Below are 18229 nucleotides of genomic sequence, written 5' to 3'. Positions count from 1 at the left end.
ACCCCCTCGGCCCCCGCGGCAGCCCCGTCCCTGCGGCGGGCCGGAGGAGCCTGCGGGCCGGCGGACGGCAGGCCCCGTACCGGACGGCGTTCCCGATCGAGTTCGAGCCGTCGGTCCCGGCATCAGCTGTGGCGCGTCTCCTCGTTGGCGACGTCGACCACGATCGCCTTGGAGGTCAGCCGACCGTCCTTGAAGCAGAGCCGGTAGGCGGGAGTGTCGCTGAATTCCCGGACGCGGTAGTACACGCACTCACCCGCGCCGGGCGGTTCAGGGTCGACGCCCGCGGGCCGGTTCCTGAGCGAGTGTTCCGGCAGGAAGGCCGCCAGCGCGGCACGGGTCTCGCCGACCGCGATCCTGTCGTAGCCGTCACGGTCGAGGACCGTGCGGCTCCGCGTGTACTGATCGAATCCGAACATCATCACCCCCAGCACACCGACCACCACGATCGGCACGACGATCGCCTGCACCAGCCCGCGCCGTACCCGCTTCCTCGCGCGGACCAGCTCGCGCTCGGAGGTGGACGGGGCGCGGCCGGGGACCGGGGGCAGTGGGGCGGCGGTCCTCGGCAGCCGGGCGGTGACCGTGAAACCACCGTCGGGCCGGGGACCGTGGGTGAGGGTGCCGCCCACGAGCCGAACCCGCTCATCGAGGCCCACCAGCCCCGTGCCGCCGGACGCGAGCCCCGCGCCCGGCCCGGCCGGCGCGCTGTTGCCGACCGAGACGGTGACCGAGTCCGGCGTGCCCGTCACCCGCACGGTGACCTCCGCGCCCGCGGCGTGCTTGGCCGCGTTGGTGAGGGACTCCTGGACGATCCGGTGGACCGCCCGGTCGATCATCTCGGGCAGCGCGTCTCCGGCCACGCCCTCTTCGTGCAGCTCCACCGTGATCCCGGACTCGCGGGTCCGCTCCACCAGCGCCCGCACGGACTCGTCGCGGGGAGCCGTCGGCGAACCCTCGTCATCGGTCCGCAGCACCCCGACGATGTCCCGCAGCCGGGCCGTCGCGTCCGCGGCGGACCGACGCAGCTCGCGCGCGGCCGTCCGCTGCCGCTCATCGAGGCTCCGGTCCACCTCCAGGGCCGCCGCCCGGACGGCGATCAGCGACAGATCATGGCCGAGCGAGTCATGCATGTCCCCGGCGATACGGGACCGCTCCCGCAGCCGCTCCCGGTCCGCGACGGCACGCTGCTCGCGCTCCATCCGGTCCGCCAGCTGCCAGCCCGCCCGGACGAGTTCCGCGTACTGCCGGACGTACCTTCCCACCAGCCAGGGCACGACGACGATGAACAGCAGCGAGCCGGTCTGGGCGAACCACACCATCAGGTCCTCGTCCAGGACGAGCGTCACCGCCAGCCCCGCGCCCGCCGCCCCGGCGAAGGTGTACAGGGCGGGACGGGCCCGTTCCGACTGCCGGCCGGCGAGATACCCGAAGACGGCCATCCCGACCGTGTACGCGGGGGCGAGCAGCTCAGCGCTGTGCACGGCGCTGAGTACGAGGGCGACCCCGAGGGAGACGAGCGGCAGCCGCCGCCGGACGCCCACGGCCACGCCGAGCAGCAGGACCCCGACGACGAGCCCGGTCCAGGACCCGTCGTCGTCCGGGGAGGCGAGGAGCAGCACGGGCCCGGCGACCAGCGCCCAGAGGGCGAGATCGAGCAGGAGGCGGCGGACGTGTTCACGGGGCATGCCTTCCACCTTGCCGGACGAGGCGGGGGTACGGCCCCTGACGAAGGTGGGGGCGTGGCCCGACAGCGGCGGTGGCGGCGACCGGTGGCGGTCCGGGAGCGCGGCCCCGTGCCACCGTCGGGCGGTCGTGGCGGTCGTGGCGGTCGTGGCGGTCGTGGCGGTCGTGGCGGCCGGGACCGGCCATGACGGCCGGGGCGGCCGGGACCGCCGGGACGGGGCGGTCAGGTGGGCCGATCGGAGTCCCCCACGGCCCCCGCCTCGTACGCCAGGATCGCCAGCTCCACCCGGTTTCTGAGCCCGAGGCGCGCCAGGACGGCGCTGACATGGGCCTTGACGGTTCCCTCCACGACGTACAGCCGCTCCGCGATCTCCGCGTTCGACAGCCCGGCACCGACGAGCGCGACGACCTCGCTCTCGCGTACGGTCAGCGGCTCCAGCCTGCGCCTGGCCTCCGCGGTCCGGGACAGCCGCCCGCCGCCGAGCTGCCCGATGACGCGGTGGGCCACTTCGGGCGAGAGGAAGGCGGCTCCCTCGGCGACTGCGCGCACTCCCGCGATCAGCTCCCTCGGATCACCGGACTTCAGCAGGAAGCCGCTCACGCCCGTGTCCAGGGCCCGTGCGATGTAGTCGTCCTCCGAGAAAGTCGTCAGCACGACGAGCGCGGCCGACGGCAGCACCCGACGCAACTCCTCCGCGGCCCGCAGCCCGTCGAGCCGCGGCATCCGGATGTCCAGCAGCACGACGTCGGGCCGGTGCTTCAGCGCCAGCTCGACCGCCTGCCGCCCGTCACCGGCCTCGGCGACGATCTCGATCCCCGGCTCGCTGGCGAGAACGGCCCGCACCCCGACGCGGATCATGGCCTCGTCGTCGGCGAGGAGGACTCTTACAACACCATCGGAACGGTGATCATCAGCGGTCGCCATACCGCCAGATTACGGGGATGGAACCATGCCCCGGACAGTGGCGGAGCCCCGCCCGCACAGCCGCGGGGGCAGCGTGCGTACGAGGCGTCGTGGGTTCCCGCTGGACGTGCCGGGCGGTTTCCAGGGTACGAGGCTCGGTCAGTCGCCTTTGGTGCAGAGGTCCGGCCACGGGCAGAGTTCCGCGCTGTTTCGTGTCGCCGATCAGCGAGCGTCGGCCGGGTCACGGCTCGCCTCCGCCGCTTCTCCGGCTGTCTCTCGCGAGCTTGCTCCGCCGGAGGTTCCCGGTCGGTTCCGCCGGAGGGCGCAGTCAGGGCACCGTTTCGATCCGCATCGGCACTTCGACCGGCGCAGGGTATCCCCAGAATGGGGCCCGCCCCTTCCAGGCTGGGGTTGGCTTTCTGCACCAGGAGCACCCCGCCTGCTCCACGTGCTCCGGAGAGACGGGACAGACATCATCGGGCCTCAGTGCTGGGTTTCATACCGATAAGCGTCGGCCCGCCACGGATTGGCATCCATTGGCCCGGCATGGGCCCCCACGTGGGCCAGGACGTAGGCCACACTGGGTAGGTGACCACCGCGATCGGGGCCAACATCAGGCGTTTGCGGAAACAGCGCGGATCGACCCAGGCGCGCTTGGCGTGGGAGTTGTGCCGTGCGGCGGGGGTGCGGGGCGAGCCGGTCAGCGCCCAGGAGATCAGCAGGTGGGAGGCGGGCAGGCGTACCCCTCGCGATTGGCTTCCGTTCCTCGCCGAGGCCCTGGGGGTGCCCGTGGACGTACTCACGGGCCCATCGGTACCCCCGGAGGCGGCGATGCCGACGCTGGCCGACTATCTGCCCGAAGGCGACCCTCTGGCCCCTCTCAGCGCCAAGAGCGGGCGTCGCATCGGGGAAGGGGTCGTGCGTGACCTGCACCAGAGGGTCCACGGGCTGCGTCTCGCCGACGATGTCGTCTACGGGCTGGATCTCATCGGGCGAGCCATGCGGGACCTGCGCGCCGCCGTCACCCTCTACCGCGAAGCCCGGCACACCGAGGAGATAGGTCGTCAACTCCTCACTTCAATCGGAGAGTTCGCGCAGATCGCCGGATGGATCGCCGGCGACGCCGGGCAGCATGCCGACGCGGAGCGGATCTACCGGCTAGGGCTCAGCGCGGCCCAGCAAGCCGAGGACCACACCTTGGCCGGAAATCTCGCCGGATCGCTGGCCTACCAGCTCAGCAACACCGGCCGCGAGGCCGAGGGCCTGGACCTCGCTCGCGCGGCGCTGGCCGAAGCCGGGCCGGACGCACCCCCCAAAGCCCGCGCGCTGTACCTCGACCGGGTGGCATGGGCCCACGTGAAAGCCAGGGGCCTTGAGGACGCGCAGCACGCGATGCGGGCCCTCGGAGAAGCCGGGGATGCCCTGGCCGAGGACAGCGAGGGAACCGAGTCCCCGGCATGGTTGTACTGGGTGGACGCAGGCGAACTCCAGATCATGGAGTCCCGCGTCTACACCGAACTGCGCCGACCGCTTCGGGCCGTGCCGCTGCTCCGGGATGTGCTCGGCCGGTACGACGCGACGCACACACGGGAACTCGCGCTCTACCTCTCGTGGCTCGCCGTGGCGTATGCCGACGCCAACGAGCCCGAGGAGGCGGCGGCGACCGCCGAACGGGTCCTCAGCCTGTCCGCGGACGTCGCCAGCGAGCGGACGGCGGAACGAGGCCGGGTCGTGCTGGCGCGGCTCGCTGAGTACGCCCACGTCCCGGAGGTACGGGCGGTCCTCGACTCGGCAGCCTGGTCGCGCCGTTCGCGAGCCGGCGGCTGACTCCGCCACCACACCGCGGTCGACCAACTCTCCGGCCATCCGAATGCGCGGACACCCGTTACGTGCGGTCTCCGCCGGTCAGGAGGCGCGTCCGGTCTCCGCCGGTCACGAGGCGCCCCGGACAGCCCCGCCCCTCGGGTCATGCGCCCCGCTTCACCCGCCCCCGGATCGCCAGTGCCGCCAGCCCCACCAGGACGGGTTCGGTGAAGCGGGACGCCATTTCCACGTATCCGCCGGTCGTCGTCAGGTCCTGGCCGCTCGTACGGAACACGACCGAGTTGAGCGTGATGCCGAGCGCCTTGTCGAACCGCTTGCCGGTGAAACGTTCGGCGAACGGCTTGGTGAGACGAGGGTCGCTCTTGTGGAGGACCGTGATCGTCCCCCCGTCCGCCGCGACTCGGCGTATCTCCTGTCTCGGGGTCTCGTCCGGCAGTCCGAATCCCATGATCAGCACGATGGTGGCGATCATCGCGAGGGCCAGCCAGCCCAGCGCGCGGGACGCGCGCAGTCCGTACCCCGACAGCAGCCAGTACGCGTCCAGCAGCCACCGTTCCGCCCGCCGGTGGCTCTGGCTGTGGCGGCGCATCTCCATCTCGCCGTAGTAGAGATCGGCGGCTCCCGGCTCGTCCTTGGCGTCCTCGCGGGCCTTGCGCAGCTGCCGGTAGACGGTGGTGAGGGTGGCGAGACCGGGGGTCTCGTCCGGGTTGTGCCACGGTTCGCCCCACCCGGCGCGCGCGCTCGCGGAACGCCCCGGCCATGAGCGCCACATCCGCTCCTCCGCGATGACCTGGCGGTGGGTCCGCCGGAGCGGGACACCGCGCCGCCAGGCTCCCGGAGGGGAGGACGCGAGGGTCCAGCGGCCCTCCAGGTGCAGCTGATCGAGACGGAACGAGCCCGCGAAGCGGCATTCGGAGAGATCGGTGTGGGCGAGCGACAGCAGCGAGGCGTCCACACCCCGCAGGGAGAGCACCCGGACGGCCGGGTCGAGACCGCGGAACGCGGACTCGTCCGAAGCCCGTCCGCCGAAAGGCGCGGCCCGCGCCGTGACGGCGACGGGCTGGAGGAAGACCGCGTCGGTCAGATCGACCCTCGCGTAGCGCAGGGTGATGGTCGACTTCTCCTCGAACCTGGTTCCCCGGAAGGACGCGCGCGTCGCGCAGAGGGCGAGTCCGGCCGGCGCGCGGAAGACCGCGCGGTCGAAGTCGATCCCTTTGAGGATGTGGGCGGTGCCGCTGAGAGAGCCCTCGAACCGGGCGCTCACGAAGGACACCTCGTCGTGGAAGACGGTGTCGTGAACGCCGACGTCCTGGTGGGCGCGCAGCCCGCCGAGGTCGGTGAGCCTGCGGAATCGGCTGCCGGAGAGGACCAGGAGACCATCGGAGACGGTGGTTCCGGAGAAGTCGGCGTATCCGTCGCACTCCGCGTCCCGGACGTCGAACCGTCCGGTGACCTCCAGATCCGAGAAGTCGACATCGCCTTCGAACGTGGATTCGGAGCAGTCCAGGCCGCTGTCGAACCGGCTTCCGCTTGGCAGCACCCCGCCGCGGTAGGTCCCGCCCGTCAGGCTCACCCGCCCGCCGAAGGACCCGCCCCCCAGCGCGAGCCTGCCGCCGACCTCGGTCCGTGAGAAACCGAATCTGTCCATTGCGGTGAGGGACGACGCGTCGAGGTCCCCGGCGAATCGGGCGTCGTCGAAGTCCGCGTATCCGGCGAAGGAGGAGCCGCTGAGGTTCACCGGTCCCTCGAACCGTGCTCCACGGAAGTCCACCGGCCCCTCGAACCGGGCTTCGAGGAAGTCCACCGGTCCTTCGAACCGGGCTGTCCGCAGATCGACCCCGCCCCCCATGGCCCATCCCGCGCGGAAGAGGAGGCTGCCGAACCGGGGTACGCCGCTGCCGTCGCGTACCGCGCTGCTGATACGGGTGAACAGCTCGGCCGGCAGCCGGGAGCCGCGCAGATCGACGTCGGCGCTCGGGCCCAGGCCGGTCAGCCAGACAAGGAGCCGATCAGGGGTGAGATGGCGGGGGCAGTTGCCGTCCTGGACGCCCGTTCCCGCACAGTCGGCGGCTGCGCACACGACCCGGTCCGGCGCCGGTGGCGGTGTGATCATGCGCCGAATCCTGCCATGCACGCCAACGCGCCCGGCGGGAACGGGAGTTCCCGCCGGGCGTGCTGTCCGGCGCGCGGTGTGTTCCGCGCTCGACGTGCGACTTCGGTGTTCGGTGTTCGGTGAACCGTGCGCGGTGTGCCGGTGCGCGGTCCGTGCCACGTGCGGTCTGTTCCGCCTGCGCTCCGCGCGGCGCGGGACGGCCGCGACGGCTACCGGCTCAGAAAGTCAGCCGCACCTTGTTGATCTGGCCCGAGTCCTGCGCCGCGAGGTCCTGGACCCGCAGTCGCCAGGCTCCGTTGGCCGGCTCGGAGGAGGCGTCGACGTAGAACGTCTGCTGGACGTTGTCGGCCGAGTCGGAGCCGTTGAACGGCTTCAGGGGGTAAACCGTCCCGTCCGGGGCGAGCAGGTCCACCACCAGGTCACCGCGCCAGGGGTGGACGATGTCGACGTCGACCTGGAGCGCGGCCGGCGCGTTGCCGGGGACGCCGGAGACGACGACCGAGGAGTTCACGGCCGGACCGTTGTCCGGGATGGAGATGACGGCCGCGCTCTCGAAGGTCGGGCGGTTGGGGTCGGTGACGCGGGGTCCGACGTTGACGCCGGCCCAGGCGTTGGTCACCGCCTTGACCTCGGGGCTGCCCGCTCCGTACAGCTCGGCGGCCACCGCGAGGGTCCCGGAACGGGCCGCCGCGTAGTTCGTGGTGGAGTTGAACTTGGTGGTGAGGGCCTTGTACCAGATCAGCGCGGCCTTCTCGCGGCCGATGCCCGCGACGGGCAGGAGGTCGGAGGTCGGCGAGTCATAGGTGACCCCGTTGATGGTCTTCGTCCCGCTGCCCTCGGAGAGCAGGTAGAACCAGTGGTTCGCCGGCCCCGACGAGTAGTGGACGTCGACGCTGCCTATGCCCGCGTACCAGTAGTCCTTCGACGCGCCGTCCCTGCTCGGCTTGTCCATGTAGCGCAGCGGGGCGCCGGTGCCGCGGATGTCGATTTCCTCGCCGACGAGGTAGTCGCCGACGTCGCTGGTGTTGTTGGCGTGGAATTCGACGGCCGCGGCGAAGATGTCGGAGGTGGCCTCGTTGAGGCCGCCGGATTCGCCGCTGTACACGAGTTTGGCGGTGGCGGAGGTGACGCCGTGGGTCATCTCGTGTGCCGCGACGTCGATCGAGGTGAGGGGCTTGGCGTTGCCCGCGCCGTCGCCGTAGGTCATGCAGAAGCAGGCGTCCTGCCAGAACGCGTTGACGTAGTTGGTGCCGTAGTGGACGCGTGAGGACGCGCCGACGCCGTCGCCGCGGATGCCGCTGCGGCCCTGGACGTTCTTGAAGTAGTCCCAGGTCAGTCCCGCGCCGTACGCGGCGTCCGCGCCCGCGGTCTCGGGGTCGGCGGGCAGGCCGTCGCCCCAGACGTCGTCCGGTCCTGAGAACAGGGTGCCGGTCCCGGTCGTCGCGCGGCCCAGGTTGTACGTCTTGTGGCCGCCGCGTCCGGAGTCGGTGAGGTTGTACGAGGTGCCGGAGCGGGTGGTGCCGAGGGCGACCTGGCCGCTGTACTGGGTGTTGCCGGTGCCGTTGTGGACGCCCTGCCACTCGAAGATCTTCTTGCCGGAGGTGGCGTCGGTGACGACGTGCAACTCGTTGGGGGTGCCGTCGTTCTGGAGCCCGCCGACGACCGTCTCGTACGCCAGCACCGGCTTGGCGCCCTGGGCCAGCCACACGACCTTGCGGGGGGCGCGCTCGGCGTCGGCCTTGGTGGTGCCGTCCGCTTTCGCGAGGCCGAGGGCCTGCTTCTCGGCGTCGGCGGCCGGGATGCCGGCGGTGGTGTCGACGTTCTTCAGGAGGGTCGGGGACGCCTTGCTGACCGATTCGGTCGCGCCCGTCTTCGTCTCGGAGACCACGAGGTCGCCGCCGAGCACCGGAAGGCCGCTGTACGTGCGCTCGTAGCGGGTGTGCGTGGTGCCGTCACGGTCCTGGGTCACATCCCGGACCACGAGCTTCTCCTGGGCCGTGAGGCCCAGTTCACCCGCGGTGGCCGCCGTCGTCGCACTCTGTGCACGGATCAGCTCCGCCCGCTGCGACGGGCTCAGACTCAGCGGAAGCGCACCGGGATCGGCCTTCCCGGCTGTCACCGCGGAGGGGGCGGCGTTCGCCGCCATCGGCTGCGCCGTCGACGTGCCGGTCTGGAAGCCGACGGCGAGCAGGGCCGCGGTGGTGAGGAGCGCACCGGTCGCGGCGGTGCGTCGGCGGGGGGTGGATCTCACGCGGAACTCCTTCTGCGATGGGGGGGTGCCGGAACGGCCGGGCATGGGGCCGACCGGGCAGAGCCTGCGGAGCGTGTGGTGCGTGGAACGGAAAGCGGGGGAAGAGTGGCAGGAGCGTCACCCGTAATGTCAGGGGCGCGTCAACAAGTTGGCCAAATCCGGTTCGTTCATCGAACTTTCATGTTCGTTGAGCGGACGTTTCCCGGGGCCGCGCGGCAGCGCCCCGCTCAGGTAAAGGGACGGCATAGCCCGGACATGGGAGCCGTGCGCGTGCGCACGGCGCGACAGGTCCGGGCACGCGCCGGTACCCGCGAACCGCGACCGGAGCCCACCCGCGGACGGCTCGGCGCGGCCGTGCGCCCGCCGCGGAGTGTGGCGCGTTTCCTGCGGGACGGGGGCGCGGAGGGGCGTGCGCCGAGTGGGGGAGCGGGCTCCTTCCGTACGGGATGCTGCCCGCCGCGAAGCGGGCGAGCGACGGCAACCGGGTCACGGGGTGGCGCAGCGTCGACGTCACCTGTGTGGATCCGCCGAGTGGCGAGATCGCGGTCCGACCGGGATGGCGAAGCCACTGGTTCCTGGTAGAGCTGACGGGGGCGGTGCGATGCAGGGTTGCCGTGCTGCGGGACGCGCCGACCGGACAGAGAGGGCTTTTGACTGACGGGCGATCGCTATCCAGGGTTGTCAACAGAGCTTGCAGGCTGGCGTCAGCGCGGACGTTCAGGCAAGTGAGTCACGTACCGCGGCCTGATCGGTGGTCCGGTCAAGTGCGAAGGGGCGGCGACGACGGCGGATGCTGGCCTCCGTGGTGTGTGGAGCGGTGACGGTGCAGTCCTTTGGGACGGCGCGGATGGCGATGGAGACGCCGCTGGTGATCTGACAGCGGCGGCCGATGGCGACGCCGGGCCCGATGCTGATGTTGTTGCCGGTCTGGGTGTCGTCGCCGATGACGGCTCCGAACTGGGTTGTTCCGCAGCGGTAGAGGCCGAGGCCGGTGCGGATGACGACCTCGCGGTCGGGCCTGCGCATGTCGGTGCTCATGTTGATGGCGGCCACGGTGACGCTCGCCGAGAGATGGGCTCTTGCTCCGATGATCGTCCGGTTCACGCCGATCCGGTGCCCCAGGACGGCGTCCTCTCCCACGAATGCTGCGGTTACCTCGCAGTTGAAGCCGACTTGGGCTCCGGCGCACAGAATGCTGCCCTTGCGGACGGTGGTGAACTCGTGGACCTTGACGTCCGGGCCGATGATCACGTCGTCTCCGACGATCGCAGTGGGGTGGATGTATGCGCTCGGGTGGATGCGCCGGTCTTCGCCGAGCGTGGTCAGCGCCTCGCGCTGGAGGCCCGGCCACTGGAGCAGGAAGTCGGCCAGGCCGAATTTCTCCAGGTCTCCGTATACGGTCGTGGCGATGGCTCCCAGGGCAGGGGCGGTGACGTAGTCGCCAAGGACGATCCGGTCCATGTGTGTCGGCCCTTCTGATGGGTGCGGCAGCAGGTTTTGGCAGGGGTACGCTCGCCGCTCACCTGATGTCGACTTGGGGGAAGTGGTGATGGATGTGACTCGGCCGCGTGTGGGTGTCGCCGTGCTGACCATGGGCGACCGGATGCCCGAGCTGCTGGCTCTGCTCGATTCGGTGGCCAAGCAGGACGAGCCCGCCGCCCGGGTCGTCGTCGTCGGCAACGGGACGGCCCTTGCGGGGCTGCCGGACGGTGTGACCGCGGTGGAGCTGGCGGAGAACCTGGGGGTGTCCGGTGGCCGCAACGTCGCCTGGCGGCGGTTGCGCGAGTTCGGAGACGTGGACGTGCTCGTGGACCTGGACGACGACGGGTTGCTGATCGAAGCGGAAGTGCTCCGGCGGATCGCGGACTTGTACGAGGCGGACACTCGTCTGGGCATCGTTGGTTTCCGGATCGCGGATGAGACCGGCACTACCCAACGGCGTCACGTGCCCCGCCTGCGGGCCGAGGACCCGATGCGGCGGGGACTGGTGACCACGTTCCTGGGCGGCGGTCACGCGCTTTCGATGCCGATGCTGGAGCAGACCGGTGGCTGGCCGGATGCCTTCTTCTTCACGCACGAGGAGACCGATCTGGCCTGGCGGGCGATCGACCGGGGCTGGGACGTCCTCTACGAGCCGCAGCTCGTTCTCCAGCACCCGAAGACTTCGCCGGCCCGGCACGCGGTCTACTACCGGATGACGGCCCGGAACAGGGTCTGGCTTGCCAAGCGGCATCTGCCCGCCCTTCTCGTACCGGTCTACCTGGGGGTGTGGGTGGTGCTGACCGTGATGCGCACGAAGTCCCCGGCGGGACTCCGGGCCTGGTTCGGTGGGTTCGCCGAGGGCATCCGGACCAGCGGGGGCCCTCGGCGTCCCATCAGGTGGCGGACGGTGTGGCGGATGTCCCGCCTGGGCAGACCGCCGGTTGTCTAAGCCGTCGTGGACTCCCGCAGCCAGCCGGGGGCCGCGGCCGGGGTGTCCCTCAGCCAGTCGACGTAGCGGGCCACCCCCTGCGCGACGGTGACTTTCGGTTTCCAGCCCAGGACGTTCTCCATCCGGCGGATGGCCGCGTACCCGCCGAGGGGGTCACCGGTCGGCAGTGGGGTGTCCAGGAAGGTCGTTCTCGGGTAATGCTCACGGATCAGTTCCGCGACCTTCCGCACGCTGGTGGGGAGGCCGGTCCCGATGTTCACGGTCTCGGTGTGGGCCCGCGGGCTGACCAGGGCCCGCAGGGTGCCCTCGGCGACGTCGTCCACGTGCACCATGTCCCGCACCTGCCGACCGCCTCCGTTGAGATGCAGGGGAAGGCCCAAATGAGCGCGGGCGGCGAACCAGGCGACCACCCAGGAGTGCGAATTCGGCTTGACAGTCTGCGGCTCGCCGTAGACGGAGAAGTACCGGACGATCGCGTACGAGGTGCCGACCTGGCCGAGGATGAGAGCGGTCTGTTCCTCGCCCCACGCTTTGGTGTTCCCGTAGACCGACACCGGTCGCATGCGGGCGAACTCATGGAATTGCGGTGGGATGCGGCCGTGGACGGACTCCAGCAACTGCCGCATGGTCAACAATTCGGGGCTGATGGTCTCCTCAGGGCTGCCGTCGCCGTAGACGCTCGCGGAGGAGACGAAGACCATGCGCCGGATGCGGTCCGTTGCGGCAACAGCGTCCAGGACATTCTGGGTACCGGCGATATTGGTGTCGATCGCGGCCAGCGGCTTCCGAGTACACGCGGCCACGTCCGCGAGGGCGGCGGCGTGGATCACATAGTCCGAGTCGGCAACGAGCTTGCGGACCAGCACCGTGTCCCGGATGTCACCCAGGACCACGTCCGGGTCGGATGCGTGGACTCCGAAGAAGTCGGCGTATACGTGCTCGGGGTAGGCGCTCATGGTGCACAGGGCGACGGGGCGGGCGCCCAGGTCCCGGAGCCGGGCGGTGATCCGGGAGCCGATGAGCCCCGCGCCGCCGGTCACCAGCACGGTGCTGCCGGCCAGGGCGGAGAGGTCTGAGGGGTGGTGCACGATGCCTCCAGAAACTGGTTCGGGCGGAACTCGTGACTCTGCAGGCGGTCAGGCTCGTTGACCGCAGGTTGACGACTGGTCTGTGGGGCCCCTGAGGAATCAGACAGCGGATGCCGGTTCGACGTCCGGGGCCTGAGACGGCGGCAGGCGCGTGTGGGTCGGTCAGCCCGGAATCCGTGATCGCGGCCAGGCATCACAGAGCCGCCGGGGAACGCAGAGGCCGGACCCAGCCAAGGACGACGTCCACGGTGGTGTTAACGGGCGAGCACCTGGTGTTCTCCTTCGGTCGCTTCGCTGGGACGCCCGGGGGCATGAACGCTGACGAAGCGCGCCTCGGGCGGGTGAGGATCAGTCAACGTGCTGAAACCGCCAAGGAAGAGGGGCCATGCTGTAGGTCTCTGTAGGCCCGCGTAGGTCAAGGGGGAAGCGGTGCGGACGGCGACCATCACGGACCTGATCCGGGCAGCGTGCGAAGAACGCGGATGGGGTCCGACCAAGCTCGCCCGCGAGGTCGCCCTCGCCGCAGGCCGAGGCCCGGACGGCCTGGAACGCCAGTACGCCCGCAGGTGGATGAAGGGCGAACGCACCCCCTCCCCGGACGTCTGGCTTCCGTACGTCGTGCAGGTCTTACAGCTGGACCTGACCCGGACACGGGTTGGCTGTACGGGTGATCCCGAGCCACCGGCTGCGGATACCGTGCAGTCAGTCCTTGCTCTTGGGAGGAGTGACGTGGAACGCCGTTCGATGCTGGCCGCGACCGCCGGGTTCGCCCTGTCGGCGCTGAACCTCCCGGACGCGGAAGCCATCACCCGCCGGGTGGCCTCCGCACCAGCCGGTGCCGTACGCGTGGGGAAGGGCGAGATCGCGGCGATCCGGCAGATGACTCGCACGCTCGGAGACACCGCCGCCGAGTTCGGCGGAGTCCACGCCCGCCAGCTGGCAGTCCGGTACCTGACCGGCAACGTCGGCCCCTGGCTCGAAGGCAGGTACACCGAAGCCGCCGGCCGGGAACTCTTCGCCGCTACCTCCCAACTGGTGCATCTGTGCGGCTGGATGGTGCAGGACGGAGGAAACGACGACCACCACCAGGGCCTCGCTCAGCGGTACTACGCGCATGCCTTCGTCCTCGCGGAAGAAGCCAAGGACGCCGAACTGGCCGCAACCGCCCTACGGGGCATGGCCATTCAGGCGATCGACCTCGGGCCGCGAGGCCGGGCGGTCGCCCTGCGGCTGTCGGAGAAGTGCGTCGAGTACGCAGACGGTCTGGACGAACCCAAGGCGGTCGCCTACTACCAGACGACCCTGGCCGACGCGGCAGCCCTCGAAGGCGACCGCCGACTGGCCAGGGCAGCGCTCGCACGGGCGCAGAGCGCCATCGAGAAGGCCACGGTCGCCCCAGGCGAGTCCTGGGCCTCCCACTTCTCCACAGGTCGATGGGCCCACCACAGCGGCATGATCCTCGCCCGCCTGGGAAACCTCGAAGGGGCCCGCGAACACCTTCACCATGCCCTGGACGTCCACGGCCTGGACCGGCGACGGTCCCGCGCGATCGTCTTGGGCGATCTGGGAAACGTGCACCTGCGCCAGGGCGATCTGGACGGGGCCCTGGCCGCGTGGGGCGAGTTCATCGACTGCGCCGAGGGCGTCCAGTCCGTGAAGATCAGCGACGCCCTGACCGACATGCGTGTCCGGCTGTCCGGCCACAGCAGAACCTCAGGGGTCAGCGAGCTGGACGGCCGGGCGGCTGCTCTCCTGGGCGACACCTGATCCGGTGCACCGGAAGCCTGTATTTGCTCTACCCCGCCAGGTTGAAATGTCTGGAAATGGATGCTTCGGCGGTGGTTTCTCGACCCATCAGCCCTGTTCGCGGTCGATGGGCGTCGACAGCGACCAGATGATCGTCACTTGAGAATCAGGTGCCAAGCAACTGCCGGATCGCGTTGCGCGTTCACCCGGTCGCGGCGGATCCTGGACAGATCCCGCTCAGACCAGGCTGTCCCGCCACGCCCGGTGCAGTTCCGCGAACCGGCCCGTGCCGCCGATGAGTTCGGCCGGCGTGCCGTCCTCCACGATCCGGCCGTGCTCCATGACCAGTACCCGGTCCGCGACCTCCACCGTGGAGAGCCGGTGTGCGATGACCACCGCCGTACGCCCGTGCAGCACCGTGTCCATCGCCCGCTGCACCGCACGCTCACCGGGGATGTCCAGCGAACTCGTCGCCTCGTCCAGGATCAGTACGGACGGATCGGCGAGCAGCGCCCGCGCGAAGGCGACCAGCTGCCGCTGACCGGCCGAGATCCGGCCGCCCCGCTTCCGTACGTCCGTGTCGTACCCCTCCGGCAGCCCGGCGATGAAATCGTGTGCCCCGATCTGCTTCGCGGCCTGCTCGATCTCCTCGCGGGTCGCGTCCGGCCGTCCGATGGCGATGTTCTCCGCGACCGTGCCGGAGAACAGGAACGCCTCCTGGGTCACCATCACCACCCCGCGCCGCAGTTCGGGCGTCGACAGTTCGTGGACGCCGACGCCGTCGAGGACGATCCGGCCCTGCGTCGGGTCGTAGAAGCGGGCCAGCAGTTTGGCCAGTGTGGACTTGCCCGCGCCCGTCGAACCGACGATCGCGACCGTCTGGCCGGCCGGGATCGTCAGATCGAAGCGGGGCAGCACCTCGCCGCCCGTGCGGTAGGCGAAGCCGACCCCCTCGAAGACGACCTCGCGGCCCGGCTGCCCGCCACGGCTCGGCGGCAGTTCGACCGGGTTCTCGGGCTGCGGGACCGAGGGCCGCTGGGCCAGCAGACCCGCGATCTTCTCCAGCGAAGCCGCCGCCGACTGATAGGAGTTCAGGAACATCCCGAGCCGGTCGATCGGGTCGTACAGCCGCCGTAGATAGAGCACCGAGGCGGCCAGCACGCCGAGCGCCAGCGCTCCCTCCGCGACCCGGTACGCGCCCCACAGCACGATCCCGGCGACGGCGGTGTTGGCGACCAGGCGCGAGCCGACGGTGTAGCGCGCCATCTCCAGCATCGCGTCTCCGTTGCTCCGGCCGTGACGCTCGTTCAGCCGCGCGAACTCGGCGTCGTTCGCCCGCTCCCGCCGGAACGTCCGCACCGGCCGGATGCCGTTCATCGTCTCCACGAACTTCACGATCACGGAGGCGATCGCGGTCGACCGCTCGCTGAAGATGACCTTGGCACGACGCTGATAGAGCCGTACGAGCAGATACAGCGGTACGAACGAGGCCACGGCCACCGCCCCGAGGCTCAGATCCAGCCAGAGCAGCATCGCGGAGATGTAGACGAAGGACAGGAAGACGTTGATCAGCTCCTGGAGTCCCTCGTCGAGGAGTTCACGCAGGGACTCCACGTCCGTCGTCGAACGGGAGATCAGCCGCCCGGAGGTGTACCGCTCGTGGAAGTCGATGCTCAGGGCCTGTGCGTGCCGGAAGATCCGGCCGCGAAGATCCAGCAGGACGTCCTGGTTGACGCGCGCGGACGCCATGATGAAGACGTATTGCAGCAGCCCGGCCCCGAACGCGCTCACCCCGTAGCCGACGGCCACGGCGATCAGCGGCCCGTAGTCGTCGCGCCGGAAAGCGGGCACGCCCCGGTCGATCGCGTACGCGACGAGCAGCGGGCCCGCCTGCACGGCGGCCTGCTGGAACAGCAGAATCAGCGCGATCCGGACGAGCCGGGCCCGGTGCGGCGAGAGAAGCGAACGCAGCAGCGCGCCGGTCGCGCCCTTGGGGGTCGGCAGATCGTCCTGGTCGAAGGGGTCCTCACGGGTGCCCTCCGGGGCGCGGGTGGTCGCGTCGCGCCGGTCGTCCGGGGTGCGGGGTTCCTTGTCCCGCCGGTCGCCCGAGCCGCCCGCTTCCTCGCCGCCGGATCCGGCGCCGGACGTGGTGGTGGCGGTCATCGGACGTCTCCTTCCATGACATGGGCGGAGCCGTCGCCTCCGCCGGGCTCAGCGCCGCCGGTCCGAACGGCCTCCGCGCCGCCGGCCTGCCCGGCCACCGGACCGTCGGTCTGCCCGGCCTCCGCGCCCGACATCAGCCAGGCGTATTCCGCGTTCGTCCGCAGCAGTTCCTGATGGGTGCCCACCGCCGTGATGCGGCCCCCCGAGAGCAGGGCCACCCGGTCCGCGAGCAGCACGGTGGACGGGCGGTGGGCCACCACCAGCGCCGTCGTGTCCTCCAGAACACTCCGCAGCGCCGCCTCGACCAGCGCCTCCGTGTGGACGTCGAGCGCCGACAGCGGATCGTCCAGCACCAGGAAGCGGGGTTCGCCGACCACCGCGCGTGCCAGGGCGAGCCGCTGGCGCTGACCGCCCGACAGGCTCAGGCCCTGCTCACCGACCTCGGTGTCCGCGCCGTCGGGCAGGGAGCGTACGAAATCGGCCTGGGCCACCTCCAGCGCCCGGTCAAGATCCGCGCCCCCGGAGCCCTCCGCCGCGCCCATCAGGATGTTCTCCCCGACCGTCGCCGAGAACAGCGTCGGCTCCTCGAACGCCATCGACACCAGCCCCCGCAGCCGCTCCCGCGGCATCGCGGCGATGTCCTCGCCGTCCAGTGTGATCCGCCCGCCGGTCACGTCGTGCAGCCGGGGTACGAGCGCGGTGAGCGTGGTCTTCCCGCTGCCCGTGCCGCCGACCAGGGCCATCGTCTCGCCGGGCCGTACGCGCAGATCGACGTGCGCGAGCACCGGCGGCGAATCCGCGGGCGCGTCGGGATACCGGAACTCGACGCCCTCGAACCGCAGCCCGCCCGTGCCGATACCGGACGGCGGCCCGTCCTCGCCCTCCGCGCCGGTCCCGGATGGCCGCCTGGCACCGGACGATCGCCCGCCCTCGCCGTGCCCGCCGTGCCCGCCGCGCCGGACGCCGACCGCCTTCGCGGCCGGAACGTCCGCTTCCTCCTCGGCGTCCAGGACCTCGAAGTACCGTTCCGTCGCCGTCGCCGCCTCCTGGCTCATGGCCAGCAGAAAGCCGATCGACTCCACGGGCCAGCGCAGCGCCAGCGCCGTCGACAGAAACGCCACCAGCGTGCCCGCCGAGAGGTTCCCGTCCGCGACCTGGACCGTGCCCAGGACCAGGGCCGCGCCGATGGCCAGCTCGGGGATGGTGGTGATCAGAGCCCAGATGCCCGCCAGGAGCCGCGCCTTGACCAGTTCCGTGCCGCGCAGCTCCCGCGACAGCTCCCGGAAGGCGACCGCCTGACTGCGATGGCGGCCGAAGCCCTTGGTGATCCGGATGCCGAGCACGCTCTCCTCGACCACCGTCGTCAGATCGCCGACCTGGTCCTGCGCCCGCCGCGCGGCGAGCGAGTACCGCGACTCGAAGTAGGAGCAGATCACCACCAGCGGCACGATGGGGATCATCAGCACCAGGCCGAGTGTCCAGTCCTGCCCCAGCAGAATCACATAGCCGACCACGATGGTCGTGCCGTTGACCAGCAGAAAGGTCAGCGGGAACGCGAGGAACAGCCTCACCAGCATCAGATCCGTCGTACCGCGGGAGAGCAGTTGCCCCGATGCCCAGCGGTCGTGGAACGACACCGGCAGCCGCTGGAGATGCCGGTACAGATCCGCCCGCATCGACGCCTCGACCCCGGCCAGCGGGCGTGCCACCAGCCATCGCCGGAAGCCGAACAGCAGCGCCTCCGCGATTCCGAGCAGCAGCAGCGCGAGCGCCCCGAGCCAGACCCCGCCGGGATCCCGTCCGGCCACCGGTCCGTCCACGATCCACTTCAGTACGAGCGGGATGACCAGGCTCAGACAGGACGCGACGATCGCGACGAAGGCCGCGGCGAACAGGCGGGCGCGGACGGGCCGCACATACGGCCACAGCCGCAGCAGCGAGCGCACGACGGACCGTTCTTTGGAGGTGGCGTGTGTGGTGGGCATCAGGAGCGAGCCTACGGTTCACCACTGACACCTCTCATCTC

11 protein-coding genes are annotated in these 18229 nt (G+C 70.7%); 3 read left to right on the top strand and 8 right to left on the bottom strand.

The window, feature by feature from the left end; genetic code table 11:
* Nucleotides 1–122: 122 nt before the first annotated feature.
* A complete protein-coding gene (locus ACWEFL_RS00620; RefSeq protein WP_451705357.1) occupies nucleotides 123–1685 on the bottom strand; it encodes a sensor histidine kinase in 1563 nt (520 codons plus the stop codon).
* Nucleotides 1686–1906: 221 nt separating this feature from the next.
* Nucleotides 1907–2608 carry a response regulator gene (locus tag ACWEFL_RS00615; protein ID WP_451705355.1) on the bottom strand — a complete coding sequence of 234 codons (702 nt, stop codon included), beginning with the start codon at nucleotides 2606–2608 and terminating at the stop codon, nucleotides 1907–1909.
* A gap of 567 nt (nucleotides 2609–3175) precedes the next feature.
* On the opposite strand from ACWEFL_RS00615, the gene ACWEFL_RS00610 reads away from it, so the two are divergent.
* Nucleotides 3176–4414 carry a helix-turn-helix domain-containing protein gene (locus tag ACWEFL_RS00610; RefSeq protein WP_451705352.1) on the top strand — a complete coding sequence of 413 codons (1239 nt, stop codon included), beginning with the start codon at nucleotides 3176–3178 and terminating at the stop codon, nucleotides 4412–4414.
* Nucleotides 4415–4553: 139 nt separating this feature from the next.
* On the opposite strand, the gene ACWEFL_RS00605 is transcribed toward ACWEFL_RS00610, so the two are convergent.
* From ACWEFL_RS00605 to ACWEFL_RS00595, 3 genes are all read right to left on the bottom strand, one after another.
* On the bottom strand, nucleotides 4554–6524 hold the full coding sequence (locus ACWEFL_RS00605) for a pentapeptide repeat-containing protein (protein WP_451705349.1): 1971 nt from the start codon (nucleotides 6522–6524) through the stop codon (nucleotides 4554–4556).
* A gap of 217 nt (nucleotides 6525–6741) precedes the next feature.
* Nucleotides 6742–8775 carry a M4 family metallopeptidase gene (locus ACWEFL_RS00600; RefSeq protein WP_451705347.1) on the bottom strand — a complete coding sequence of 678 codons (2034 nt, stop codon included), beginning with the start codon at nucleotides 8773–8775 and terminating at the stop codon, nucleotides 6742–6744.
* A gap of 717 nt (nucleotides 8776–9492) precedes the next feature.
* Nucleotides 9493–10236, bottom strand: coding sequence for a transferase (locus ACWEFL_RS00595; RefSeq protein WP_451705345.1), 744 nt, complete (start codon nucleotides 10234–10236; stop codon nucleotides 9493–9495).
* 88 nt (nucleotides 10237–10324) lie between these two features.
* Here ACWEFL_RS00595 and ACWEFL_RS00590 point away from each other — a divergent pair, with 88 nt between their 5' ends.
* A complete protein-coding gene (locus tag ACWEFL_RS00590) occupies nucleotides 10325–11206 on the top strand; it encodes a glycosyltransferase family 2 protein (protein ID WP_451705343.1) in 882 nt (293 codons plus the stop codon).
* Here the strand turns inward: ACWEFL_RS00590 and ACWEFL_RS00585 are convergent.
* Nucleotides 11203–12294, bottom strand: a complete 1092-nt coding sequence (locus ACWEFL_RS00585) for an NAD-dependent epimerase/dehydratase family protein (RefSeq protein ID WP_451705340.1) — start codon at nucleotides 12292–12294, stop codon at nucleotides 11203–11205. The genes ACWEFL_RS00590 and ACWEFL_RS00585 overlap by 4 nt on opposite strands.
* 729 nt (nucleotides 12295–13023) lie before the next feature.
* Between ACWEFL_RS00585 and ACWEFL_RS00580 the strand changes: the two genes are divergently transcribed.
* The gene (locus tag ACWEFL_RS00580; RefSeq protein ID WP_451705337.1) at nucleotides 13024–14061 is read left to right on the top strand and encodes a tetratricopeptide repeat protein; all 1038 of its coding nucleotides are present in this window, start codon (nucleotides 13024–13026) and stop codon (nucleotides 14059–14061) included.
* A 216-nt stretch (nucleotides 14062–14277) separates the two neighbouring features.
* Here ACWEFL_RS00580 and ACWEFL_RS00575 read toward each other — a convergent pair whose 3' ends face one another.
* Nucleotides 14278–16203: an ABC transporter ATP-binding protein gene (locus tag ACWEFL_RS00575; protein ID WP_451705335.1), complete on the bottom strand. Its 1926-nt coding sequence runs from the start codon at nucleotides 16201–16203 to the stop codon at nucleotides 14278–14280.
* A complete protein-coding gene (locus ACWEFL_RS00570; protein WP_451705333.1) occupies nucleotides 16200–18188 on the bottom strand; it encodes an ABC transporter ATP-binding protein in 1989 nt (662 codons plus the stop codon). The genes ACWEFL_RS00575 and ACWEFL_RS00570 overlap by 4 nt, the downstream gene beginning before the upstream one ends.
* Between the last annotated feature and the right edge of the window lie 41 nt (nucleotides 18189–18229).

The sequence above is a fragment of the Streptomyces sp. NPDC004838 genome, from assembly GCF_053600955.1.
This window is presented reverse-complemented; position numbering and strand designations above follow the sequence as displayed.